This window comes from Collinsella aerofaciens (assembly GCF_015546965.1).
Lineage (GTDB): Bacteria > Actinomycetota > Coriobacteriia > Coriobacteriales > Coriobacteriaceae > Collinsella > Collinsella aerofaciens_X.
Window position 1 is genome coordinate 108,579 of record NZ_JADMUF010000004.1, and the last position, 23,933, is coordinate 132,511.

Annotated in this window: 22 protein-coding genes; 3 read left to right on the forward strand and 19 right to left on the reverse strand. The window is 59.0% G+C overall.

Annotated elements, in window-relative coordinates; genetic code table 11:
* Nucleotides 1-122: 122 nt before the first annotated feature.
* The 5 genes from mobB to I1M21_RS04525 form a co-directional block, all read right to left on the reverse strand.
* A complete protein-coding gene (mobB, locus tag I1M21_RS10010) occupies nt 123-1,424 on the reverse strand; it encodes a molybdopterin-guanine dinucleotide biosynthesis protein B (protein ID WP_195192594.1) in 1,302 nt (433 codons plus the stop codon).
* 4 nt (nt 1,425-1,428) lie between these two features.
* A complete protein-coding gene (moaA, locus tag I1M21_RS04510) occupies nt 1,429-2,484 on the reverse strand; it encodes a GTP 3',8-cyclase MoaA (protein WP_271762808.1) in 1,056 nt (351 codons plus the stop codon).
* A gap of 233 nt (nt 2,485-2,717) precedes the next feature.
* Entirely contained in the window at nt 2,718-3,755 is a 1,038-nt protein-coding gene (locus I1M21_RS04515; protein ID WP_195192595.1) for a putative endonuclease domain-containing protein, read from the reverse strand.
* A gap of 214 nt (nt 3,756-3,969) precedes the next feature.
* Nucleotides 3,970-5,868: an ABC transporter ATP-binding protein gene (locus I1M21_RS04520; protein WP_195192596.1), complete on the reverse strand. Its 1,899-nt coding sequence runs from the start codon at nt 5,866-5,868 to the stop codon at nt 3,970-3,972.
* Entirely contained in the window at nt 5,861-7,705 is a 1,845-nt protein-coding gene (locus tag I1M21_RS04525; RefSeq protein WP_271762811.1) for an ABC transporter ATP-binding protein, read from the reverse strand. Before I1M21_RS04525 ends, I1M21_RS04520 begins: the two co-directional genes overlap by 8 nt.
* A 259-nt stretch (nt 7,706-7,964) precedes the next feature.
* Here I1M21_RS04525 and I1M21_RS04530 point away from each other — a divergent pair, with 259 nt between their 5' ends.
* The gene (locus tag I1M21_RS04530) at nt 7,965-9,311 is read left to right on the forward strand and encodes an MATE family efflux transporter (protein ID WP_195192597.1); all 1,347 of its coding nucleotides are present in this window, start codon (nt 7,965-7,967) and stop codon (nt 9,309-9,311) included.
* Nucleotides 9,312-9,368: 57 nt separating this feature from the next.
* Nucleotides 9,369-10,217: a MerR family transcriptional regulator gene (locus I1M21_RS04535; RefSeq protein WP_195192598.1), complete on the forward strand. Its 849-nt coding sequence runs from the start codon at nt 9,369-9,371 to the stop codon at nt 10,215-10,217.
* A 40-nt stretch (nt 10,218-10,257) separates the two neighbouring features.
* On the opposite strand, the gene I1M21_RS04540 is transcribed toward I1M21_RS04535, so the two are convergent.
* The 14 genes from I1M21_RS04540 to I1M21_RS04600 form a co-directional block, all read right to left on the reverse strand.
* Nucleotides 10,258-10,593, reverse strand: a complete 336-nt coding sequence (locus tag I1M21_RS04540) for a type II toxin-antitoxin system RelE/ParE family toxin (protein ID WP_195192599.1) — start codon at nt 10,591-10,593, stop codon at nt 10,258-10,260.
* On the reverse strand, nt 10,583-10,852 hold the full coding sequence (locus tag I1M21_RS04545) for a type II toxin-antitoxin system prevent-host-death family antitoxin (RefSeq protein WP_117635874.1): 270 nt from the start codon (nt 10,850-10,852) through the stop codon (nt 10,583-10,585). The genes I1M21_RS04540 and I1M21_RS04545 overlap by 11 nt, the downstream gene beginning before the upstream one ends.
* Nucleotides 10,853-10,906: 54 nt before the next feature.
* Complete coding sequence (locus tag I1M21_RS04550; protein WP_195192600.1) at nt 10,907-12,040, reverse strand: exonuclease domain-containing protein; 1,134 nt, start codon at nt 12,038-12,040, stop codon at nt 10,907-10,909.
* 10 nt (nt 12,041-12,050) lie between these two features.
* The gene (gene ligA, locus I1M21_RS04555; RefSeq protein WP_195192601.1) at nt 12,051-14,366 is read right to left on the reverse strand and encodes an NAD-dependent DNA ligase LigA; all 2,316 of its coding nucleotides are present in this window, start codon (nt 14,364-14,366) and stop codon (nt 12,051-12,053) included.
* Nucleotides 14,367-14,614: 248 nt separating this feature from the next.
* Nucleotides 14,615-16,075: a S1C family serine protease gene (locus I1M21_RS04560; RefSeq protein WP_195192602.1), complete on the reverse strand. Its 1,461-nt coding sequence runs from the start codon at nt 16,073-16,075 to the stop codon at nt 14,615-14,617.
* A 172-nt stretch (nt 16,076-16,247) separates the two neighbouring features.
* Entirely contained in the window at nt 16,248-16,631 is a 384-nt protein-coding gene (locus I1M21_RS04565) for a hypothetical protein (RefSeq protein ID WP_195192603.1), read from the reverse strand.
* A 63-nt stretch (nt 16,632-16,694) separates the two neighbouring features.
* Nucleotides 16,695-16,832, reverse strand: coding sequence for a hypothetical protein (locus tag I1M21_RS09805; protein ID WP_229025595.1), 138 nt, complete (start codon nt 16,830-16,832; stop codon nt 16,695-16,697).
* Nucleotides 16,833-16,835: 3 nt separating this feature from the next.
* The gene (locus tag I1M21_RS04570; RefSeq protein WP_195192604.1) at nt 16,836-17,207 is read right to left on the reverse strand and encodes a hypothetical protein; all 372 of its coding nucleotides are present in this window, start codon (nt 17,205-17,207) and stop codon (nt 16,836-16,838) included.
* Nucleotides 17,197-18,324: a hypothetical protein gene (locus I1M21_RS04575; RefSeq protein WP_195192605.1), complete on the reverse strand. Its 1,128-nt coding sequence runs from the start codon at nt 18,322-18,324 to the stop codon at nt 17,197-17,199. Before I1M21_RS04575 ends, I1M21_RS04570 begins: the two co-directional genes overlap by 11 nt.
* 184 nt (nt 18,325-18,508) lie before the next feature.
* Nucleotides 18,509-19,171 (reverse strand): response regulator transcription factor, encoded by a 663-nt coding sequence (locus I1M21_RS04580; RefSeq protein WP_006234733.1) that lies wholly within the window; start codon nt 19,169-19,171, stop codon nt 18,509-18,511.
* A gap of 50 nt (nt 19,172-19,221) precedes the next feature.
* On the reverse strand, nt 19,222-20,559 hold the full coding sequence (locus I1M21_RS04585) for a glutamine synthetase family protein (protein ID WP_195192606.1): 1,338 nt from the start codon (nt 20,557-20,559) through the stop codon (nt 19,222-19,224).
* A gap of 133 nt (nt 20,560-20,692) precedes the next feature.
* The gene (locus tag I1M21_RS04590; RefSeq protein ID WP_195192607.1) at nt 20,693-21,064 is read right to left on the reverse strand and encodes a HepT-like ribonuclease domain-containing protein; all 372 of its coding nucleotides are present in this window, start codon (nt 21,062-21,064) and stop codon (nt 20,693-20,695) included.
* Entirely contained in the window at nt 21,051-21,545 is a 495-nt protein-coding gene (locus I1M21_RS04595; protein ID WP_195192608.1) for a type II toxin-antitoxin system RelB/DinJ family antitoxin, read from the reverse strand. Before I1M21_RS04595 ends, I1M21_RS04590 begins: the two co-directional genes overlap by 14 nt.
* A 42-nt stretch (nt 21,546-21,587) precedes the next feature.
* Nucleotides 21,588-22,610 carry a LacI family DNA-binding transcriptional regulator gene (locus I1M21_RS04600; RefSeq protein WP_195192609.1) on the reverse strand — a complete coding sequence of 341 codons (1,023 nt, stop codon included), beginning with the start codon at nt 22,608-22,610 and terminating at the stop codon, nt 21,588-21,590.
* Between the two features lie 235 nt (nt 22,611-22,845).
* On the opposite strand from I1M21_RS04600, the gene I1M21_RS04605 reads away from it, so the two are divergent.
* Nucleotides 22,846-23,880 (forward strand): sugar kinase, encoded by a 1,035-nt coding sequence (locus I1M21_RS04605; protein ID WP_195192610.1) that lies wholly within the window; start codon nt 22,846-22,848, stop codon nt 23,878-23,880.
* Nucleotides 23,881-23,933: the final 53 nt, after the last annotated feature.

Here is a 23,933-nt window from a genome sequence, read left to right on the forward strand (position 1 = left end):
GGCATGTCCCAAAAATCTACCAAAGCAAAAACCACCACAAAGGTGCCTGGCCCCTTTGTGGTGGAAGTGACGTTTGCCCAGATAAAACCTGCCAAAATAAACCTGTCCCTTTTTGGCAGGTTTTAGGCGAGATGATCTTGAATCAAATCACAGATGGCTCGGGCGTCGTTGATGTTGATGGCTCGGGTCGCAAAACCGGCATCGAAGGCCTGACGCGCCAGGGCCTCGTTGCAGGCAAGGGCCAGCGTGTGGCCATCGACTAGGTCGAGCGAGCTCTTGCCGCGCAGACGGTCGACACCGGAGCGCGCGACCACGATATTGTCGAAGCCCTCGGTCTTGTAGCCCTCGATGATCACCACGTCGACATCGTTGTAGCGCGACAGCAGCTCACGCGCGGGCATCTCGTCCTCCTCGCGCGTGTCGGCGTACTCCGCCCAGCGCGTGGCGCAGATAAGGCCCACGTGCTTGGATCCGGCCTGGTGATGGCGCCACGTATCCTTAGCGGGCACGTCGATATCAAAGCCGTGGTGCCCATGATGCTTGAGCGAACCCACGCGCAGGCCGCGGCGGGTGAGCTCGGCGATGACCTTCTCGACGAGCGTGGTCTTGCCCGAGTTTTGGTAGCCGATAAACGCGATCGCGGGGACGGCCGGCGCCGGAGCTGCGGGCGCAACGGCGACGGGTGCGCTCGCGGGCGCGGCACCGTCAGCGGCCACGGCCCCAACAGCAGCGGCCTGGCGCTCTGCACGATCCCACACACCCGAGCGGCCGCCCTCCTTGTGCAGCAGGCGCACGTCGACGATCTCCATGCCGCGATCGACCGCCTTGCACATGTCATAGATGGTCAGGCACGCGGCACTCGCGCCGGTCAGGGCCTCCATCTCAATGCCCGTCTTGCCCGTCACGCCGGCCGTAACCAGTACGTGAAAGCCGACCTGTCCGTCCGCGCGCGCCTGCGCCCAGCCCTCGGGCACGTCCTCGGCCGGCGTCCCCGCCGCAGCGATGGGCGCAATGTCGCACTTGCTCTTGGTAATGAGCAACGGATGGCACATGGGAATGATGTCGCTCGTGCGCTTGATAGCCATGATGCCCGCCACGCGAGCGCAGGCAAGCACGTCGCCCTTTTTGGCGCGGTCCTGCAGCACCATGGTCTGCGTCTCGGGGTGCATGAGGATGGTGCCCTCGGCGATGGCGATGCGGTGCGTCTCGGCCTTGTCGGACACGTCGACCATGCGTACCTCGCCCTTGGCGTCCACGTGCGTCAGCTCGTCGCGACGGGCGTCGCGGGCGGGCTCGGCGACAGCGTTGGCAGACGGCTGCGCGGCTGCGACGGCGGCGCCTTTGTTGGCAGCCGTGACTTTATGGGCAGACATCGCGGCCCTGCGAGCGGCCTTGGTGGCATCGGCGTACCTGCTCTTGGCCATATGATCATCCTCCGATTTGGGACATAAATCGTTGCGTGCCCTCAATTATCGCGTGTTCCTGCGGTTTGTGGGCCACGGCATCGCGCCAAATCGAAAGTACCTGCATATCATCACCACGGTGCAGCGCCTCACGCACCGAATACTCGGCATCGCTGAACAGGCAGGGGCGCACACTGCCGTCCGCCGTCAGGCGCAAACGGTTGCAGCTCGCGCAAAAATGGTTGGACATGGCGCTAATGAAACCGACCGTGCCCGCCGCGCCCGGAAAGCGCCAGTAGCGCGCGGGACCGGCACCGGCGGGGGTGTCGCTCATGTCGAGCGGCTCGAGCTCACCCAGACCCGCCGCCGTCGCCGCGGCATCGATGCGCGCCCGCAGCTCATCGCTCGGAATGGTGTCGCTCGCGTCCCACAGCTCGGGATTGAGCGCAGGCGTATGCGGATCCACGGCGCAATGCGAGCTCGTGCGCTCGTCGCCGATGGGCATGTACTCTATAAACCGCAGGTGAATGGGACGGTCGACAGTCAGGCGCGCAAGGGCCGCCACGTCCTGGTTGAGTCGACGCACGACCACGCAGTTAAGCTTAACTGGCTCAAAGCCCCAGGCCAGCGCCGCATCGATGCCGGCCATGGTTTGCTCGAGCCGACCCAGGCGCGTAATCTTGCCAAACATCGCGGGGTCGAGGGTGTCGAGCGAAATGTTAACGCGATCGAGCCCCGCATCTTTGAGCTGTGGTGCCAGTTGGGGCAACAGGGCGCCGTTGGTGGTAAGCGAGATGTCCTGGATCTGCGGAATCGCGCGAATGTCGCGGATGAGCGGGATGATGCGGCGGCTGACCAGCGGCTCGCCACCCGTCAGGCGCACGCGGCGGATGCCCTCCCCCGCCACCAGGCGCACAAAGCGGGCAATTTCCTCGGCACTGAGGAGTTCATCGTGCGCACGCGGGGCCACGCCGTCGGCGGGCATGCAGTAAATGCAACGGAAATTGCATTTGTCAGTTACGGCAATGCGCAGGTAGTTGATATCGCGGCCAAAACCATCATGTTGCACGCGCCCGTCCACGCAGCCCTCCCCTCGCGCAGCAATTTATTCTTCGGGAAACATAATACCCCACAAGAGAATCGTGCCGACACGCGTACGACAGGACAGGCCATTCGAGCAAGAAGGGCTTCCCGAGCCCATCTTCAGCATTCAAACCGTCCCAACATTCGATGTTTTTCCCGATATTGGCAAAAAACGTCAAATGTTGGGACGGTTTAGGTGTTCGCAGAGCTCGAAAGACGAGCTAGACGCCCCTAGAGGCCGCCATTCCAGTGCCGAATCACGAATTCCCGCAGGTCATTCTGCCGTTTCTGAAACACCTCGCTTCGGTCGCATTTGAGACCCATAGCGAGCGCGATGGCATTCATCGTCCGGTGCAATTGCAGCTGATGGGCAAACTGAGTCCCGGTGAGGACGATCATCCTAAAGCCCAGCGCGCTCAGCACGGTCATACGCTCCGCATCCGACGCGCTGCGCTGTTTATCAAGATGGTCCGAGCCGTTGTATTCAATCCCCGTACCACTCGCAGGCGCATATACGTCAATCTCGAAATACCCGGACTTAGCGAGATACTTGAACTCGTTGGGAACATCGACCCGATGGTTGAGCTCGATCTTGGCGTATCCCAGCCCTCCCTGGGAACGTTTTGCTACGACCATGATTGCGGTGGCCGTCTCCATAGGCGAACGGGCAGCGTCCTTTACACGCTTGAGCAACGAGGCCGCGCGTTTCACGCCTCGACGCGAAGGATTCTGCTCGCAAAAAGTACGCAGGTCGGCGACGGCATATCGCTGCGAGGCCTCGACATAATCATCGCTCGACAGATGGTTAAGGTGATACCGAGCACACACTTCAAATCCGTACTCAAGCTGCTCGAGCTCGCTCATCCACGAGCCCGCCTGGACAAAGCACATGGCCTCATCAACCACCAGAAGACCCTCTGCCACCTCGATAAGATGATCCGAAGGTATGGGCGCCCCAAACACATGGCGTCGGAGACCCGCCGGCCGAGAGCGTTCAAAATCGAAGCTAACCAGCGTATCAATACGGTCGAGTTCCTCTTGAGGAATACCAAGTGAGACCAGATAGTCGGCGACAATCTCGACCGCTGCAGATATCCTCAATCCCTTGGCATCGAGCCCCAATTTGGGGAGGCTCGCAGTCGGCTCCACCTCGCCAGCAAATGAGTCTTCGTCGTATAGGCTGCTTGCTCGCGAGAGCGGCTCGAACAGGCGCGCCACGTTGTGGTACAGCCAGGCAGTCTTATGGGACAGGACGATCGGCAGGTCCATGAGCCCTCCAATGGAGTCAGATAACCAACCTTATTCCCCTGCTCACGGATTCGCACACTTCCACGTACAAGAAAGCATTCCACCCGTACGAGCGACAGAAAAACCGTCCCAAAAATCGATGCTTTTCTTCAATATCGAGAAAAACATCGATTATTGGGACGGTTTGGGGCGAGGTGAGAGGTCGGAGGGCCAGAGCAAGCCGCACTCCAACGGGTTAATCCAGCTCCTTCAATCCGTGTGCCAGCTGCCAGTATTCCCCGTGCTGGGCGAGGAGCTCCTCGTGGGTACCGCGTTCAATGATGCGGCCGTGTTCGAGGACCATGATGGCATCGGCGTCGCGGACGGTGGACAGGCGGTGCGCGATCATAAACGTGGTGCGTCCGCGCATGATGTGGTCCATGCCGCGCTCGATGAGCTTTTCGGTGCGCGTGTCGATGGAGCTTGTCGCCTCGTCCAGGATGAGCACCGGCGGATCGGCCACGGCCACGCGCGCGATGGCGAGCAGTTGGCGTTGGCCCTGTGACAGGTTGGCGCCGTCCGCGGTCACCGGCGTGTCGTAGCCTTGTGGCAAGCGGCGGATAAACGAGTCGGCGCAGGCGGCCTCGGCGGCGGCGCGCACTTCCTCGTCGGTCGCGTCGAGCTTGCCAAAGCGGATGTTCTGCGCAATGGTGCCGCTAAACAGGTGCGTATCCTGCAACACAATGCCGAGCGACCCACGCAAGCTGGCCTTGGCGATGTGCTTGACGTCGATGCCGTCGTACGTGATCTCGCCGTCATCGACCTCGTAGAAGCGGTTGATGAGGTTGGTGATGGTCGTCTTTCCGGCGCCCGTCGAGCCCACAAAGGCGATCTTTTGTCCCGGCTTGGCAAACAGGTTGAGGTCCGTGAGCACGCGCGTGCCCGGCACGTACGAAAAGTCCACGGCATGGAAGCGCACGTCGCCGGCAAGCGGCACGAGGCCGGTGACAAGCTCGGTACCGTCGGCGGCCACCGCACGGCCTGCGTCATCGACCGAGGCCACGTCGTGCAGATGCCCGTACGCGCCCACGCCACGGCCCTCGGGAATCTTCCACGCCCATGCAGACTCGCCCGTCTGCACCAGCTCCACGCAGCCCTCGTCCACCTCGGGCTCAAGGTCCATTGCGGCAAACAGGCGCTCGGCACCGGCCAGCGCGTTGAGCAAAAAGTTGCCCAGCTGCGTAAACTGGTTGATGGGCATTGCCGCCTGGCGCACAAAGACCAGGTAGCTCGCGAGCGCGCCCACGTCGGCCAGGCCGTTGATGCAGAGCATACCGCCCGCCACCGCGACGATCGCGTAGTTGGCATACCCAATCACCACGGTCATGGGAACCATCGAGTTGGCGTAGGCCTGCGCGGCGCCACCGGTGCGGCGCAGCTCCTGGTTGCGCGCGTCAAAACCGGCCACGTTGGCTTGCTCGTGGTTAAAGACCTTGATGACCTTTTGGCCCGAGACCATCTCCTCAACGTATCCGTCCAGGTCGCCGAGCGATGCCTGCTGGGCGGCAAAGAAGCGCTTGGAGCGAATGCCCGAGTAGCGCGCGTACAGCACAATGGCCGCGTCGCGCACAAGCGTGATAATCGTGAGCTGCCAGTTGAGGATGATGAGCATGGCCGTAGTGCCGATCACCTGGATCGTCGCCTGAATCACGTTGGCAAAGCTGTTGTTGAATGCCTCGGAGACGGTATCGACGTCGTTGGTGAAGAAGCTCATGATGTTGCCCGAGCGCGTGCTGTCGAAATAGCTGAGCGGCAGCGTCTGGATATGCGCGAACAGGTCGCGGCGAATGTCGGACACCACGCGCTGGGCTGCGCGCACCATAATCTGCGAGTAACCCAGGGCCGAGAGCACACCCGCGGCGTAGATGATTGCCGTGAGGATAACCTGCTTGGCGAGCAGCTCCTCGCCACCCGTGGCAAGACCGTTGACGATAGGGCGCACCATGTAGGTGCCGGCGAGGCTCGCAATGGCTGCGACAGAGGCAAGCACACCCACTGCCAGCAGCGAAAACTTGGCATGGCCCATATAGCTGAGCAAACGGCGGAGCGTCTGCCCCAGATTGGCCGGGCGGGCCTGAGCAGATGTCTTAGGCACGGCACTCGCCTCCCTTCCGGGCGTCGGCTTGCGAGACGTAGGCGGCGACGGGCTCCGGCTCTGCTAGCTGCGAGGCCGGGGGTTCAGACGCGTCCTTGCTCTCCCCCTCACCCGCAAACTCCATCTGCGAGGCGTAAATCTCCTGGTAGATGTTGTCGTCCGCCAGCAGTTCCTCGTGCGTGCCCACACCGTGGATGTGTCCGTCGTCCAGCACCACAATGCGATCGGCATCCATGACGCTCGCGATACGCTGGGCAATGATGATCACGGTCGTATCGGGAATCTGGGCGATATGCTCGCGGATCTTGGCGTCGGTCGCCATATCGACCGCGCTCGTCGAGTCATCAAAAATGAGCACGCGCGGATGCTTGAGCAGCGTGCGCGCGATGCAAAGGCGCTGCTTCTGCCCGCCCGAGACGCCGGCACCACCCTGGCCCAGCTCGCCATCAAGCCCGCCGATGCGGTCCAGGAACTCGTCCACGCACGCCGCACGGCAGGCACGCAGCAGCTCCTCGTCGGTGGCATCGGGCGCGCCCCACTGCAGGTTCTCGCGCACGGTCCCCGTAAACAGCACGTTCTTTTGCAACACGATGCCCACGGCATCGCGCAGGGCAACAAGGTCGTAGTCGCGTACGTCTCGTCCGCCCACCAGCACGGCGCCCTCGGTGGCGTCGTACAGGCGCGCGATGAGCTGCACGAGTGAGCTCTTGCCCGAGCCCGTGCCGCCGAGCACACCCACCGTGGAGCCGGGCTCGATGCGAAGGTCGATATGCTCGAGCACGTCCTCGGCAGCATCTGCGCGGTACTTAAACGACACGTCGCGAAACTCGACGCTCCCGTCGGCCACCTCGCATACAGCCGCATCGGCAGCGGGCGCCTGGATAAGTGACCGCTCGTCAATCACCCGCGAGATGCGCTCCACACTGGCAAGTGCGCGCGTGAGCAGCAAAAACACATTGGAGATCATCATGAGCGAGTTCATGATCAGCAGCACATAGCTCATAAAGCCCGTAAGCGAGCCCACGCCCAGCTCGCCGGCAAGGATCATGCGGCCACCGATCCACAGGATGGAAAGCGCGGCAACGTACATCGACAGTTGAAACACCGGTAGGTTGAGCACGGCGTTGCCAAAGGTCTTTGTGGCGGTGTGCGCAAGCTCGGTATTGACGGCGTCGAACTTGGCCTGCTCGTGCTCGGCTCGCACGTAGGCCTTGACGGCACGCACGGCGGTGAGGTCTTCCTGCACCACGCCGTTGAGGTGGTCCATCGAAGTCTGGAGCTGACGGTAGAGCGGACTCACGCGCCAGGTGATAACGCCGAGCACGATCGCCAGCACGGGCAGGATGACCGCAAAGACCGTGGCCAGCGGGCGCGACAGTATCAGCGCATAGATAAGGCCGACGATGAGGGTCATGGGGCCGCGCACCATGGGGCGAAAGCCGTTGCCGACGGCGTTTTGGATAACGGTGATATCGGTGGTCATGCGCGTGACGAGCGAGCTGGCGTCGTAGTTGTCCAAGTTGCCAAAAGCGAGCGCCTGGATCTTGTGATACTCGGCCTCGCGCAGGTTAGCACCCAGGCCCGAAGCCACACGGGCGGACGTGCGGGCGTACCCCAGCCCCAGTACCAGCGACAACGCGGCGCACACCAACATGTACGCACCCTGCAGCAGCATATAGCTCACATCGCCGGCGGGAACGCCAACGTCGATGATGTTGGCCATGATGACCGGGATAAACAGCTCGAGCGCGGTCTCGACCGAGACGAACATCACGCCGAGTATGGCATCGCGACGGTATGCCCCCAAGTAGGAAAACAGTATTTTGAGATTGCGCACGCAGGTTCATCCCCCATCAAACGTTGTTCGCAAACGCACGTATTATTGCGCGCCGAGCGATGGTGTCAAGTGCTCCGAAATCGATTTCTACAAGGCTGGCGCAGGCGCTAAGCCTACACGGCGCGCGACCGTATTCAAATGGAAATGATTGAAGGCGCGATTTTTCGCCCCACCGGCAACATAGACCTTGACTCTACAATCGTTGTAGGGTTTTCACTACACTGGTACGTAAACAAACCAAGCCAGAAAGTGCCCGCCCATGGAACACGACCTCACACGCGGCAATGTCCTCAAGACCATCGCGGTCTTCGCCCTGCCCTATATGCTCTCGTACTTTTTGCAGATGCTCTACGGCATGGCAGACCTGTATTTTATCGGACAGTTTAGCGGCGCCGCCGGCATCACCGCCGTGGGCAACGGCGCGCAGACGCTCTATATCATTACCGTGACGCTCGTGGGCCTGGCCATGGGAACGACCGTCATCGTCGGCCACGCCGTGGGTTCGCGCCGCTTCGATCGCGCCGAGGCCGCCATCGGCAACACCATCACGCTCTTTATGGGTGTCTCGGTAGTACTGGCCGCGTTCTTGCTCGCGCTGTGCCCGCAGATCGTGGCACTCATCGGCACGCCGGCCGAAGCCGTCGAGGGCACTGCCGCCTACCTGCTCATCTGCTTTATCGGCATTCCGTGCATCGCTGCGTACAACATCCTTTCGGCCATCTTTCGCGGCCTGGGCGATTCGCGCTCACCCATGTACGTGATCGGCGTGGCGTGCATCATCAACATCGCGCTCGACTTTCTGTTTATTGGCCATATGGGGCTCGGCCCCGTGGGCGCGGCGCTCGGCACGGTGATCGCACAGACGGCAAGCGTTGCCCTCGCACTCGTGTGGCTCAAGAGTCGCCGCACGCATATCCACCTCAAACGCAGCGACCTGCGCCCCCAGCCCGAGGTGCTCGGCAGCATCCTTAAAATCGGCGTACCCGTGGCCGTGCAGGACGGCTGCATTCAGATAGCGTTTATGTTCATCACCGTTATTGCCAACCACCGCGGCCTGGTCGACGCCGCCGCCGTGGGCCTGGTCGAGAAAATGATAAGCTTTTTGTTCATCGTGCCGAGTTCCATGGGCGCCACCGTCAGCGCGCTCACAGCGCAAAACGCCGGCGCGGGCAAGGGCGACCGCGCACGTCAGGTGCTCAAAGACGCCATGACCATCTCGGTGGTGTACGGCTGTCTGATCACGGCGCTCATGTGGCTGGTGGCACCGGCGTTTCTCGGCTTTTTTGCCAAGGACGCCGCAGTGGTCGCGGCCGGTACCGGTTATATCCACAGCTACATCTTCGACGCGATCTTTGCCGGTATCCACATTTGCTTTAGCGGCTTTTTCGCCGCGTACGGCAAGAGTTACATCGGCTTTGCGCATAACGTGCTGGCCGTGGCACTCATTCGCGTGCCGGGCGCGTGGCTGCTGTCGAACGCCTATTCCGACACGCTGTTTCCCATGGGTATCGCCTCGCCGTGCGGGTCAATTCTATCTGCAGTCATTTGCATGGTGGCGTTTACGGTGCTCAACCGCCGCGGCACTTTTGACAAGCTCGTGGCGTAGCGGGGCGACGCGATCCCTGGCGCCCCTCCCCTGCTTTTTTCCGAAAGGAGCGGTCCTGTGACCGACGCACACGCTGAACATACCGACGGCCTGCTCCGCATTGGCGAGGTGGCACGCCTGTTTAACCTGAGTGTGGGCACGCTGCGCCATTACGAGCAGATAGGGCTGCTGGAGCCGGCGCGCATCGATCCGGTGAGTGGGTACCGCTACTACGGATCACGGCAGCTCTCCACCCTCAACACCATCAGTCACCTGCGTGTTCTCGACTTGCCGTTGGCACAAATCCGTGAGTTTGTGACCACACGTGATGTGGACCTCATGCAGCGGCAACTGGCCCAGCAGCAGGAGCTCATCGCGCGCAAGCGCCGCGAGCTCGAACGCGTGTCGTGCAAGATCGATAGCCGACTTGCCCTGCTGCACGATGCGTTGAACACCGAGCTTGATGCTATTTGCGCAATCGATGCGCCCGAGCTTCGTTGCGCCGTATTGCGCGAACGCGTCAACCCTACCGATGCCTATGCGCTGGAGTGGCAGATTCGTCAGCTGCAGAAAGGCCAGCACGAGACGTTTGTTTTTCTGGGCAACCTGGGCGTCGGGATCGCACCCGAGCGCCTTGCCGCCGGCGACTTTGATGGCTACGACGAGGTCTTTTTGCTGTTGGATGACACGGACGACTACCTGGGGGACCTCGAAGTTCGGCCCGCCGCACGCTGCCTGACCGTAAGCTTCCGCGGCACGCATGGGCAAGCGGCTTCACGTTACGAGCAGTTGCTCGGCTATATGCGTGAGCACGACCTGACACCCACCGGTCCCTCGCGCGAGATCTCCCTCATTGACGACATCATCAGCGACGATCCGGCGACCTACGTGACGCAGATCACGGTGCCGGTTGCCCCTGCAAAGTAAGAACCGCCCGGAAAGCGTTATGCTCTCCGGGCGGTTCTTATTAATCGCTATCCAGCAACTCGAATCGATTTCTAGACATCACCAATGCGGCATAATCTTGGCTTTGGTGAAAAACATGGGCAATCACAACATCCTCGTTATCGTAGTAATAAAGCATTACATAAGAATTAACGAGGCAAGCATGGTAACCGAGCACTGCAAGCTCAGGTAATTTCGATAAGCCGTAGTCAACTACGCCACTTTGAAGAAGCTGAAGCTGACTACGGTATTTATCCAGAAAGCGCCGGGCAGTAAAAACACCATGCCCCAATAGATAATCAACGATATCGTCAACCTCTTGTTCCGCTGTAGGCAGAATCTTGACGTTATAGGCCATATTTTGCCTCAAGGTCATCGAGAGCCTCAAAGGCATCACGCGCCGTGCCGGCAGCACGCTCCCGCTCGGCAACAGCTATGCGAGCCATCAGGCGAGCCTTAGCTTGTTCCTGAACCATGAGGTCGTAGTCTTCAGATCGAAGTACAACAAATTTGCTATAGCCGTTTTTTGTAACAGTCACTGGACCCGTAGTAGTTTCAACGAGCTCCGAGAACTTTGCGGTGTCCCGCATATCTTTAATTGGAACGCAAACGGGCATGGCACACTCCTAACATAATTGTGTACACAATTATGTTACACCAAAACGACCCCGCTATAGCCCCAAAGCATCTTCACTGACAATCTGGATGTCATCGCCCTTGGACTGAAGCTCCAGGGCCTTCTTTACCTTACTTCCGTAGTTTTTTGTAGTCCAAGCATCGCTGCCTTCATCACCAACAACTACGTAGTCACATTTCTTTGATACGCCACTCAGTACCTGACCACCGTTCCGCAAAATAAACTGCTTAATACACTCTTTTGAACCGTGATAGAAAGTACCGGAAAGGCAGAATTTCTTTCCTTCAATTTGAACCTGTCGATGCGACACGCCGTCAGAGCAGGGATTAATTATCCCCTGTAACAAACCAACCAATTGATCGGATTCATGCTCATCTATGTCACCATCCGCCAAAGCGGCGGCTAGAAGCGAACAAACCTTGTCGAGCAAAGGGTCACCTTGCAACTTATCGTGCTCTTCGACATACGACAGTGCCGACATTGCCTCCAAGGCATCAACCCTGTCATTGGCGACAATCATTTCGCACAAATTTAGAAAATCGCAGTAATCGGCAGTCTTTTCCGACTTCGCTCTCTGCGCCGAACCGCGGGGAGCCCCTTCATTTGAGCGTCGTCCGCAACCGGTACAAAGGCTATACGGTGCAAACATGGGGACATGCCCCTCGTCTTCCATAATCAGTGAATGGAAAATGCGCCTGCAAGCATCCGCATCGTCCAAGGCTCGATGATGGCTCCCCATCTCAAGATTTAAGCATCGGCAAACCGTTGGAAGCTTATAGTCTGGGTATTCTGGATGCCACTGCTTGGCAAGCTCTTTAGTGCAGGCGTAATTCCACTTGGGTCTGTCAAGCTCATAGGCATCAAACAGCTTCCACAGAACCGCCAAGTCAAATGAAGCGTTGTGGGCAACCAGAGCGGCTCCGTCAAACAGGCTTTTCAATGAGCGTGACCATATTTGCGGAAATGTAGGAGCACCGACAACATCGGCATGGGAAATGCCCGTTAGCCTCATGTTAATTTCTGAAAACGGCTCCTCAGGATCAACCAAATAGGAGTCCTCTGCAAGGACGGTACCGTTGCAGTCACATCGAATCAACCCAATTGAGCTAATTCGATCATTGTGTCCATTTGGAGTTTCGACATCCAAAAACAGCACGTCTGCCGCCATGACAGCCTCCCTATATCGCAGGCACTTCGCCTGTTTCGATTATTTCCTCAAGTTGATCTTCGTCCAATACAGGCACACCAAGTGCTTGGGCTTTAGTGAGCTTTGAGCCCGCATTCGCCCCCGCAACTACATAGGAGGTTTTCTTCGAAACCGACCCCGTCACCTTGGCCCCCAAAAGTTTCAGCGCATCCCCAGCCTCGGAACGAGAACGCTTCTCAAGGGCCCCCGTTAGGACAAAGGTCATATCCTTCAACGGCTGCGAGGAGGCAAGTTCACTGGATATGCCCATTTGTCCCGACTTAGACTGCATTTCACTCATTAAATTTTCCTCAAGCGAAAAGCCGCATAAACGTAACCTCTCGAGCACATCAAGATTGTCCTTAACTGACAAGAATCCGCGGACGCTCCTTGCAATCTCCGGGCCAACGCCTTCAATATTTGCCATATCCTCATCAGTCGCGAGAATAAGCGCATCGATGGTCAAATACCGGCGCGCGAGCAACTCGGCGACACTTTTGCCAACAAGTCTGATTCCCAATGCAAATAGCACGCGAGACAGAGGCAACGTCTTCGATTTATTAAGCTCGCTAATTACCTTACTGGCAATCTTATTGCCGACCAAAATAGGGTCGCCAGCAGTGCAGGCAACCTGTTCAGTTTTATAGCGTTTATAGCTTCCGTCTTTCTCTAGCCTTGGAGAACCGTTTTTATCGTATTGAATGTCTCCTTTTTTATGACCTTTTTGAGTGATGGCGTACACGCGGCCCGTGTCCAGCCCGGCGATATCGTCGACCGTGAGCTGGTAGAAGTCCGCGACGTCGTGAATCAGCCCGGCGGCGATCATCTTGTCGACAATCTCGTCGCCCAGGCCGTCGACGTCCATGCAGCCGCGGCTCACCCAGTGGAGCAGGCGCTCCTTGAGCTGCGCGGGGCAGTCGATGGACACGCAGCGGTAAGCGACCTCGCCATCCTCGTGGACCACGGGGCTGCCGCACACGGGGCAGACCTCGGGCATGTGCCAGTCGACCGAATCGGCCGGGCGCTTGTCGAGCACCGGGCCCACGACCTCGGGAATTACGTCGCCTGCCTTGTGCACGATAATGGTGTCGCCCTCGCGCACGTTTTTGCGATGGATCTCGTCGATGTTGTGCAGCGTGGCGCGCGCGATGGTGGAGCCGGCAACCGTCACCGGGTCGAACTCGGCGACCGGCGTGAGCACACCGGTGCGGCCCACCTGGATGCGAATCTCGCGCAGGACAGTCTGCTTTTCCTCGGGCGGGAACTTAAAGGCAATGGCCCAGCGCGGCGCGCGGGCGGTAAAGCCCAGGTCGAGCTGCTGCTGAAAGCTGTCGACCTTTACGACCACGCCGTCGATGTCGTAGTCCAGGTCGCCGCGGTGCTCGAGCGCCTGGGCGCAGAACTCGTGAACCTCGGTGGGCGTGGCGCAACGGGCAACGTTGGGGTTGACGCTAAAGCCGGCGCTACGCAGCCAGTCGAGGAACTCGCGCTGGCTGTGGACGTGCAGAGGATCGGTATCGGCGATGGCATAGATAAAGGTGGCAAGGTCGCGGCGCGCCGTGACCTTGGGGTCCTTTTGGCGCAGGCTGCCGGCGGCGGCGTTGCGCGGGTTGGCGAAGGGGTCGCGCCCCTCGGCATCGGCCTCGTCGTTCAGGCGCACAAAGCTGCCCTTGGGCATATAGACCTCGCCGCGCACCTCAATGGTGCGCTCGCGGTCGGCGCCCATGTGGGCGAGCGCCGCCTCGGACAGGTGCATGGGCACATCCTTGATGGTGCGCACGTTGAGCGACACGTCCTCGCCCGTGGTGCCATCTCCGCGTGTGGCCGCACGCACGAAGGTGCCGTTTTGGTAGGTAAGGGCCACGCCCAGGCCGTCGATCTTGAGCTCGCAGGTATAGGTGACGCTACCGGCGCCGAGCGCATCCTCGGTGCGTTGGAGCCATGCGTCGAGCTCATCCAGATCCATGGCATCGTCCATGGAATACATGCGTGCCATGTGCGTGACCGGCGTAAACTGTTCGCTCACGTAGCCGCCCACGCGCTGGGTATAGCTGTCGGGCGTCACCAGATCGGGATAGGCCGCCTCGATCTCCTGCAGCTCAACGAGCATTTTGTCGAAGGCGGCATCCGTGATCTCGGGTGCATCGAGCATGTAATAGCGATAGGCGTGGTAATCGAGCTCGTGGCGCAGCTCGGCCGCGCGTGCCGCCGCCTTGGCGCGGGCATCGGTCGGTGCAGCGGCATCCGCGCTCGCGGGCGTTTCGGTATCGATGTCCACGCCGTCACCAAACAGGCTCGATTGCTCCATAGCGGCACTCCTTCGCTCGATTTCAAACGGGTACTAGAGTACCACCGGTCACCATGGCGCCGAATAACCCTTTCGAACCGCACCGAATCGGCAGCCGGCGGGCCGGGGTGGATCGCGCGATCAAACCATGACCTTGTCGTTTCTAAATGATCCGTTTTCCTCCGTCCCCAACGGATCAATAAGAAAAGAGGGGCTGTCCCGCGTTGATGGGACAGCCCCTCTGGCTTCGATATGTGCGATACGGCTCGTTAGTAACCCTGGCCGTAGCCCTGGCCCTGGCCCTGCTGGCCTAGCAGCTCCTCCAGGTACTGGCGCAGCTGCTCGTCGGTAATACCGCCGTTGCCGGTGTCGGTCGAACTGTCGTCCTGCTGCTGGTTCTGCAGCTCCTCATCGGAGCCCAGCTCGACGGTGACCTTCTTCTCTTCCTTGCCGCGCATGAGCGTGATCTCGACCTTCTCACCCACCTCGTGGCTGCGCAGTGCGATGATCAGGCCATCGGCGCTCGTAATCTCGTCGTCGCCCAGCTTGGTGATGACGTCGCCCTCCTGAATGCCGGCCTTGGCGGCAGGACCATCCTCAACGACGCTCGCCACATACGCGCCGCTATCGGTGCTCAGCTTGTTGGTGCGGGCGTTGAGCGCATTGACGCTCGAAAGCGTAGCGCCCATGTACGGATGCACCGGTGTCTTGCCGTCGATAATCTGGTCGGCGATGTTCTTGGCGTAGTTGACCGGAATGGCAAAGCCCACGCCCGAGCTGGAGCCCGAGTAGCTCTCGATGAGCGAGTTGATGCCCACGAGCTCGCCGTTGTCGTTGACGAGCGCGCCGCCGGAGTTGCCCGGGTTGATGGCGGCATCGGTCTGGATCATATTGGCGTAGATGGTGTTGCCGCTGGTGGAGCTCATGGCCGTGGAACGATAGAGCGCCGAGACGATGCCCGTGGAGACAGACTGCTCGTTGCCGAACGGCGAGCCGATCGCCATGACCCACTCGCCCACGTTGAGCTTGGAGGAATCACCGATCTCGATCGGCGTGAGCTTGGAGGCGTCGGCGTCCTTGAGCTTGATGACGGCAAGGTCGCTCGAGGCATCGTTGCCCACGAACTCGGCCTCGTAGGTGGTGCCGTCGTCCATGGTCACCACGTACTGGTCATAGCCATCGACCACATGGTTGTTGGTGAGGATGTGGCCCTCGGTATCGAGCACTACGCCCGAACCGACGCTGCCCGAGCCGTCCGACTCGTCGGCAGACTGCGAAAGCGAGCCATTCTGGCTGCCGCTCGAAGTGGCGGTGATGGAAACGACGGAGGGCAGGGCCTTGGCAGAGACGGCCTCGGCCAGCGTGGTGTCCTCGGAGTCGATCGTGATCTTTTGCGTCGATGAACCCGAAGCGCCCGCCGTCACGGCGTTCCTGCCGCCGCCGATATCGAGCGTGCCGCTCATAATGAGTGCGATGACCAGCAGGGCTCCGCAGGCGCAGCCGGCGAGCGCCGTAATAAAGATCGGCAGCTTTTTGGTTTTGGTCTTGACCACCGTGTGCTTGTTTACAACCTGCTGGCTGCCCAGCGGCTTGCCAGTCTGTGTGTCGTAGGCCTGCACATAGGGAATGTTGCTGCCGGCAGGCGTCGACTCCACCTGCACACGCGGCTGCTGCTGGGTCTCGCCAGCGTTGCCCGCATCCTGGGGACGCTGGGAATCGTTCTCGCTCATGGCTGCGATCCTTTCGTCTAATAACCAAAGGCCCGCCAAACATGTGGCGGGCCATCATTGTTCACGTTGAGTTGTACCCCAAGCTGGGCAGTCCCGAGCACTAGATGCCAAGATTTCAGCTTTGCTTAAGTAATGACATGCTTATAAGCCAATTCGTTTTATGCCGTCATGTCTATTCGATATAACAGTCGATAGCAAAACTATATGTTGAATCGTTAATAAAGTCCGTAATCGTCGCACCCATGCCTGATCCGCACGTCCACTTATCTTTCTCCGCGTCGTATGGCGTTGGCCCCCACCCCGTTTCATATGATGCTTCGCTTTCCGTGAAGTTATTCATCACGTATTTATCCTTCTGCATGAGCGCGTACCAAGCGTTTGCATACATCACAAGCGGATCGGTTTGGACTATCGAGTACTTTCCGGAACGAATCTCAATTTCTGTTTTATCGTTATAATAAGCGACTGTGAGCTCAATCTTGGCAAGCAGCGGCAACGTTTCATCTGATTCCCTCTGGATTGTTATGACATCACCGGCCATAGCGTCGGCAGACACAGTTTTGCTCTCTGGCGTGAAAATAGTCTCTCTGCTTCTTGTTCGCGTTTTTTCATTGCCATTTTAATCTCTGACCACCGTGTCGACCACGAGCGTCAATCGCTTCTGAGCGTCCGGCAACTCCACGGCTTCTGCCATCCCGGCTCGCATCAAAATAGGAGCCCCCGCCATCAGACCTAAGAACTGCTTTCTATCAATCATTCTTCATTCCCCTTGTCTACTTGATTTGACTTTCTCAGCTGAATGGGGATACAGAACAGTCCCGTCAAGTTCCTTATCTTCCACAAAAACTAGAATCCATTTATCACCTGCTTTCAACCCTGAGACATATCCGGAACTTGACTTACGGCGCATATCGATTCTCTTACGGCAACCACTTGGCATAAGCGCCTCAAATTGCCCGTTATGAACATCCGACAGCGTCTGTACTTCAACTGAAATATGTTCGTCATCTTTTCCACCAACGACCGAGGGGCTCGGTTGATAGGCCGCGACAACCAATATCCCAAGAAATGCGCAAAGAAGCCCCAGCGTTTTACGTATGCGCTTTCTATCATCTTCGCCGTCACTCTCCACAATACGTCCCCTCATGCGATATATAAATCGTTGTGTCATATGGAAGAAAACGCAGCTGATTAAACCAACCGTCCCAGACAACAAGCATATATTTCTTATCATTTGAATATGTATTATGCATAGCCACATATCCCGCAACAGCCATCGCATGAGCGTCATGGCTTGACCTGAGAGTCCCAGAAAAAATACTGAGATTTCCAGAATCTGCAGTTGCCCTGAAAGAATCCCAAGATGGATACCAAGCAAATGATGTCTCAAGCCTTTTCCCGCGCCTAGCACAGAACTCCTTAATAGCCGGGGCAGCATTTGGAGATGGAGTCCTTCCTTGGGTAAAGTAAAGGCCCGTAGCTTGATCGAATGACTTATTTGGATCGCCGGATGTTCCCGATAACTGCCAAAGCTCATGATATAAGTCTGGCAATTTGAGCCGGTTTAGCGTTACATAATGGCTGCTTACCGCAAACATTGCAGACACATCGCAAGCATAGGTCCCCGTTTCTTTAATAACCTCTGATTGTGTAGGCGTTATCATCCCTGAAATTGTTTTACTTGCGTCAATGACATATCCTTGCTTATACAGGTCTTTGGGCGATACGAAAACATCCTCGAACCTGCCTGGAGATCCGCTGCGGCTATTTCCCACAGAAGACACCGCTGTTGACCGGCATCCCTTCTCATCTAAAACAACGTTATTATCCAGATCTGCAATACCAAAAGACAGCTCGTCAAATTTCAAAGCAACGATGTCATCTTGGGATGCGAGAAGAGCTATTTCATCGCTTGTATTCTCAATGGGCATAGGGGCGTTCGGAGCCAAGCAGTATTCGCTGATCCACCAAGATCGCTCTGAATCAAATACGACGTAGCCATAGTTAACGTCATCCCGCTTCGCACGAACGATATACCCGATTGATTCCCCATCGGAATTCACCATTTTTACTGGGTCACAAGCGGTCACCGGCTCATCCGATACATCATCAAAGAAAGCCTGCGCTTGCTCCACAGCTATTTGCGGTGTGACACGGACCAAGTCGTCGTCTCCAAAAACCAACCTTGGAGACATCAGGGCGGCAAGCAACACTATGAATCCGACAATCACCTTTCTCGAATAACGCATTTCTTCCTCCATCCGTGTAGTAGGGAGATACGGTAACTAAATGATATTCGCTAGATAGTGTTATACGTTTGATATTGTTTTTACTGACACACTTTTAATCGGTGAAAGGTCTTCTTTTCGCCCTAAACGAGAAAAGGGTACTGGAGAAATCTCCGGTACCCTCACATTGCCCTCTATTTACTTGCTAGTCCTTAAACAGATAGCCCACGCCGCGGACGGTGGTAATGTGCGCCGCGATCTGCGGGCCCACCTTGGAGCGGATGCGTCGGATGTGCACGTCGACGGTGCGCGTGCCGCCGCAGTACTCAAAGCCCCACACGCGGTGCAGCAGCACCTCGCGGCTGTAGGCACGGTTGGGATGCGTCGCCAAAAAGCTCAGCAGCGAGTACTCCATCAGCGTCAGGTCGATGGGCTCGTTATCGAGCGTCACCTGGTAGGTGGCCAGGTTGATCTCGAGGTTATCGATGTTGAGCACATCGTCGGCGGTGACGGTCTCCTCCTCGCCCATCAGGCGCTGCGCACGAGCCTTGAGCTCGTTGGGCGTCGCCGTGGGGCATACAAAGTCGGCATGCGCGTGGTTCGGCAGACGCAGGGTGCCGAGCGCCTCGTCGTCGACAATCACCAACATGGGGACGCCGCCACGATCGTCAAGCCACTTGGCAATCTGATCGATGCGGTCGCTGCGGATGCCATCGGAATCGAGAATCAGCAGGTCAAAGTCGTGCGCCGCAGTCGGCGAATCGGGGGTGGCCAGGCTCACCTCGACACCCAGGGTGGTCGTCAAGCTGCGGGCAAACTCGTGGAAGCGCGTCGTGCGCGCCATGAACAGGGCACTCTTTTCGGACATATCGGCCTCCAAAGAAATGAGCTCAATCGTACTGGAACAAGCCAGCGCGATTAGGAGTTCGCCAGGTAGTGCTTGATCTCCCACTCGGTGATCGTAGACTCAAACTTATGCCACTCGTCGCGCTTCTTTTTGAGAAAGAAGCTGTGGATGTGCTCGCCGAGGGCATCCTTCATAAACTGCGAGTCCTCAAATACGTCGAGCGCCTCTTTGAGCGAACGCGGCAGCGGCGTGTAGCCGGCCTCGAGCATCTGACGGTCGGTGAGCTTGAGCGTCTCGGCCGTGGCCTCGGGCGGGAGCTCCAGCTTGCGCTCGATGCCGTCCAGACCAGCCGCCAGCGTGACGGCGTTGACCAGGTACGGGTTGGCCATGGGGTCGGGGCTGCGAAGCTCGATGCGCGTGGACAGCTGCTTGCCGGGCTTGTAGACCGGGATGCGGACCATGCTCGCGCGGTTGCGCAGGCCCCACGTGGCGTACTGCGGCACGGAGTCGCCGCCCGTGGTGATGCGCTTGTACGAGTTGACCGTGGGGTTGGTGATGGCGCTAATCTCGCGCGCGTGCGCCAGGATGCCGGCCATGTAGTGCTTGGCGACGTCGGAGAGATGGTACTTCTCGTCGTCCTCTCCCCAAAAGACGTTGTTGCCGTCGTGGTCGAACAGCGACTGGCACAGGAACATAGCGCTGCCATCCTCGCCCGCCAGCGGCTTGGGCATAAAGGAGGCGTGGCAACCGCTCTCGTAGGCCTGCTGCTTAATGATGAGCTTTGCCGTGGTGATGGCGTCGGACATGCTTAAGGCCTCGGCATGGCGCAGGCTCATGCCGTGCTGCGAGCGGCCGGCGGCGTGGAAGGTGTACTCCACGGGCACGGACATCTTCTCGAGCGTGAGGACCGTGTTGCGGCGCAGGTCGCGGGCGGCGTCGCTCACCGAAAGATCGAAGTAGCCCACGTTGTCGAGCGGCTCGGGCGTGTGCTCGTCGGGGAAGTAGTAATACTCCAACTCGGCACCAACGTTAAGCAGGTAGCCGGCCTTCTCGGCCTTGTGGAACATGCGGCGCAGGGCATCGCGCGGATCGCCGGCGAAGGGCTTGCGATCGGGGGTGCACACGTCACAGAACACGCGGGCGACGCCGTTGTGGCTCGGGCGCCACGGCAGAATCTGGAACGTCGAGGCGTCGGGGAACGCGAGCATGTCGGCTTCCTCGGGCGTGGCAAAGCCCTCGATGGCCGAGCCGTCAAAACCGATACCCTCCTCAAAGGCAACCTCAAGGTCCTCGGGGCTAATGGCAAAGTTTTTGAGGCGGCCGAGAATGTCGACAAACCACAGACGCACAAAGCGGATGTCGCGCTGCTCTACAGAGCGGAGTACGTAATCGATGTTCTGCTGGTTCATGTCGCTCCCCTTTCTTACGGGCGGGTTTCGACTGGTCTATATCGCAGATACTATCGCAGAAAAATGTTTCCGCAGGGTTAAAGCGTATCAAGCGCTCAAAAAACGTGCGCGAACAGGCAGATATGACAAGTAGCTATCGTTCGGATTCGGAGACAATTTGCCTACAGGCTCGTTCCAGCGCGGGGAACTCCATCGTCACTGCATCCCAGACAACCGAGCGGTCGACATTGCCGTAATCATGCGCAAGATAATTTCTCATGCCGATAATTCCACGCCACTCAATTTCGGGATGAAGACGCTGCGAGCGCTCCGACAGCTTGCCCGCTTCTTCCGTCACCCTAAGCGCACACATCAAAAGGGAGTCCGCCAACGCCCTCGTCCGCACATCATTCGCATGCAGAAACTGGTCCTCGGTGATATCAAAAGCCTTGATGCGCTCGTTCGTTTCGAAGATAGCCTCCAAGACCTCTTGCGCGCGAAGGCTGTCTGACTTACGCGCGATCATAAACGATCACTCCTTCGCGCTCGATTGCCGCGGCAAGATCGCCATCAAGATGGTCGCTCGAGACAAGGTCAACCTGCCTTCCAGTTTCTTTGCGCACCGCCTCACCAAAAGCCGACAACGCGAAAAGACCAAAACCATGCTCGCGATCGACCTCGAGACGCAAATCGATATCGCTATCGACACGCGCTTCGCCACGGGCATACGAGCCAAAAAGGACCACGGTTTTGATGGCGGGAATCGGGCCGGCCGCCTCGCGGACGGCGGACTCAATCTGAGCAATATCCAAAATGTCTGCGGCGACGTTTTCGCTTGCAGAGTCATTACCAAGTGAAGGAACAAACGGCAGCGAGCGCTCGCGCAGCATCTGCCTCATAAACATATTGACCGCAACAGACGAAGTCATGCCGAGTTCTTCGCATAGCTCGGCAAATGAATCTTTAATTGACGAGTCCACTCGTACACTCAGTACAGACGCAGCCATGGATACCTCCTGTATGACATTGTCTATATAGTATCACACAGACTAGCGCGAAGTGGAGGCTCGGGACTCGATGTGGCCGGGGATCTCGATGCGTTTGGGCGCGAGCCTTGCGGCCTCGCCTACCGTAGTGGTGACGACGTCGATGCGCTCGGATAGGCGCTCGACCACGCGCTCGGCAATGGCAGGGGTGTCCTGCGCGGCCGTGGTCACGCCGCCAAAGAGCACGTAGTTCCAGGGGTAATCGTCAAACGTCGCGATTTTGAGACCCGCCGGCAACGAGGGTCCCAGCTGCGCCAGCGCCTCGGTCAGACGCAGGAAGACCAGACCGTTGACAGCAATGAGGCCGAGCCTTTTGCCCGCGAAGTCGCGGATGGTCTCGTCCAAGCGGCCGACGCCCGTGGCACCGCCGTCGGCCAGGGTGACGACCTCGCCCGCAAGGCCGCGTCGCGAAAGCTCGTCGGCAAAGGCCTCGGCGCGCTCTCGACGCACGGGGCTGTCGTCGCTTGCCTCGGTGAGCAGGCACAGGCGCTCACTGCCAGCGGTGGCCAAGGCGTCTACCAGGCCGGCGACCAGCTCACGGTTGTTAGATGTCACCAGATCGACACCACCGTCGGCAACATCGCGGTCGAGCAGCACAACGGGCAGACGTCCCGCTGCCGCGACAATCGCCTCGTCATTGCCTCCGCAGGTGTTGACGACCAGGCCGTCCACGCCGGCATCGATAAGTCTGGTGAGCGACTCGGCCTCCTTGGCGGAATCGTTGCCGCTAATGGCCGTCATAAGTGAGCAGCCACGCGCGGCGGCACTGGCGGAAAGCCCTTCGAGCATGGCGCTCGAGAACGGGTTGGCGATGTCGGCCAGGATCACGCCAATGAGGTTGGTGCGCGAGCTGCGCAGATTGCGCGCGGCGGCACGCGGGCGATAGCCGGTGCGCTCGATAACCGCCGCGATGCGAGCACGGGTTTCCTCGGTCATTTGCCCGGGGCGGTTGTTGAGATAGCGCGAGACCGTGGCCGGGCTCACGCCCGCCTCGGCGGCAATGTCCTTGATTCTCATCTGCGCCATAACGCACCCCGTTTCCCAATTGTCGGCGGTCTGAGCCATTTTAGGCATTTTTTTAAAAATCTCGGTTGCAAAACGCTGTAGGTGAGTATACTACAACTCGAAACGAAACCGATTTCGTAAACCGATTTCGGCAAGCGTTGGCACGCAGGTGCAAAGACGCACCCTACCGTCTTGGCACCTGCGTGCCAACGCCATATCAAAGGTGTACGCACGAGCAAGAAGGAGCTACGCGACCATGGGTAAAACGGTTCTTACCTTCGGCGAGATCATGATGAGGCTATCGCCCAAAGACCACCTGCGCATTGAGCAGGCGACCGAGTTTGATGTCCGCTACGGCGGCGCCGAGGCAAACACCGCGCTTTCCCTGGCCTACCAGGGCGACAAGGCCGCTTACGTCTCCGTTGTCCCAGCCAACCGTCTGGGCGAGTGCGCCCTGCGTTCGCTGAAGGCCTACGGCGTCGACACCACGCGCGTCGTGCGTCAGGGCGACCGTCTTGGCTCCTACGTCTTTGAGGTCGGTGCCTCGCAGCGCGGCAACGGCTGCGTCTACGACCGCAAGTACTCTGCCATCAACATGGCCAAGCGCGATATTTTTGACTGGGACGAGATCCTCAAGGGCATCGATGTCTTCTATTTCTCCGGCGTGACCCCCGCCGTCTCCGATGAGATGGCTACCGCCTGCAAGGATGCCCTCACCGCCTGCCGCGCCAAGAGCATCACGACCGTGTGCGACGTGAATTATCGCGGCAAGATGTGGTCGCCCGAGAAGTCGCAGGCAACCATGAAGGAACTCCTGCCGCTCGTCGACATCTGCATCGCCAATGACGAGGACGCGCCTGCCGGCCTTGGCATGACCTGCGTCTCTGGCTCCCTTGCCCACGGCATCGAGGAGCGCGACACCTACGTCGAGATGGCCCGCCAAATCTGCGCCGAGTACGGCTGCAAGAAGGTCGCTTCGGTCGTCCGCAACATCTCCTGCGTCGAGCGCTCCATCTGGATGGGCATGCTCTATGACGCCGAGAGCGGCGAGCACTGGTTCTCCCCTGCTCACGACGTTCACGTGCTCGAGGGCGTTGCCGCCGGCGACGCTTTCAACGCCGGTTTGGTCCATGCCCTCATCAACGACTTTGGCCCGCAGGACGCCGTCAACTACGCGATTGCAGCGTCGATCCTCAAGCTCACCATCAAGGGCGATTCCAACTTGGTGACCGCAGACGAGATCGCAGCCGTGGCATCCGCCGCCGACGGTGGCACCCGCGTCGCGCGCTAGTCCGTCTCCATTCCGCGGGCCGCAGCTTTCCAATCCCATACCCCTGCGGCCCG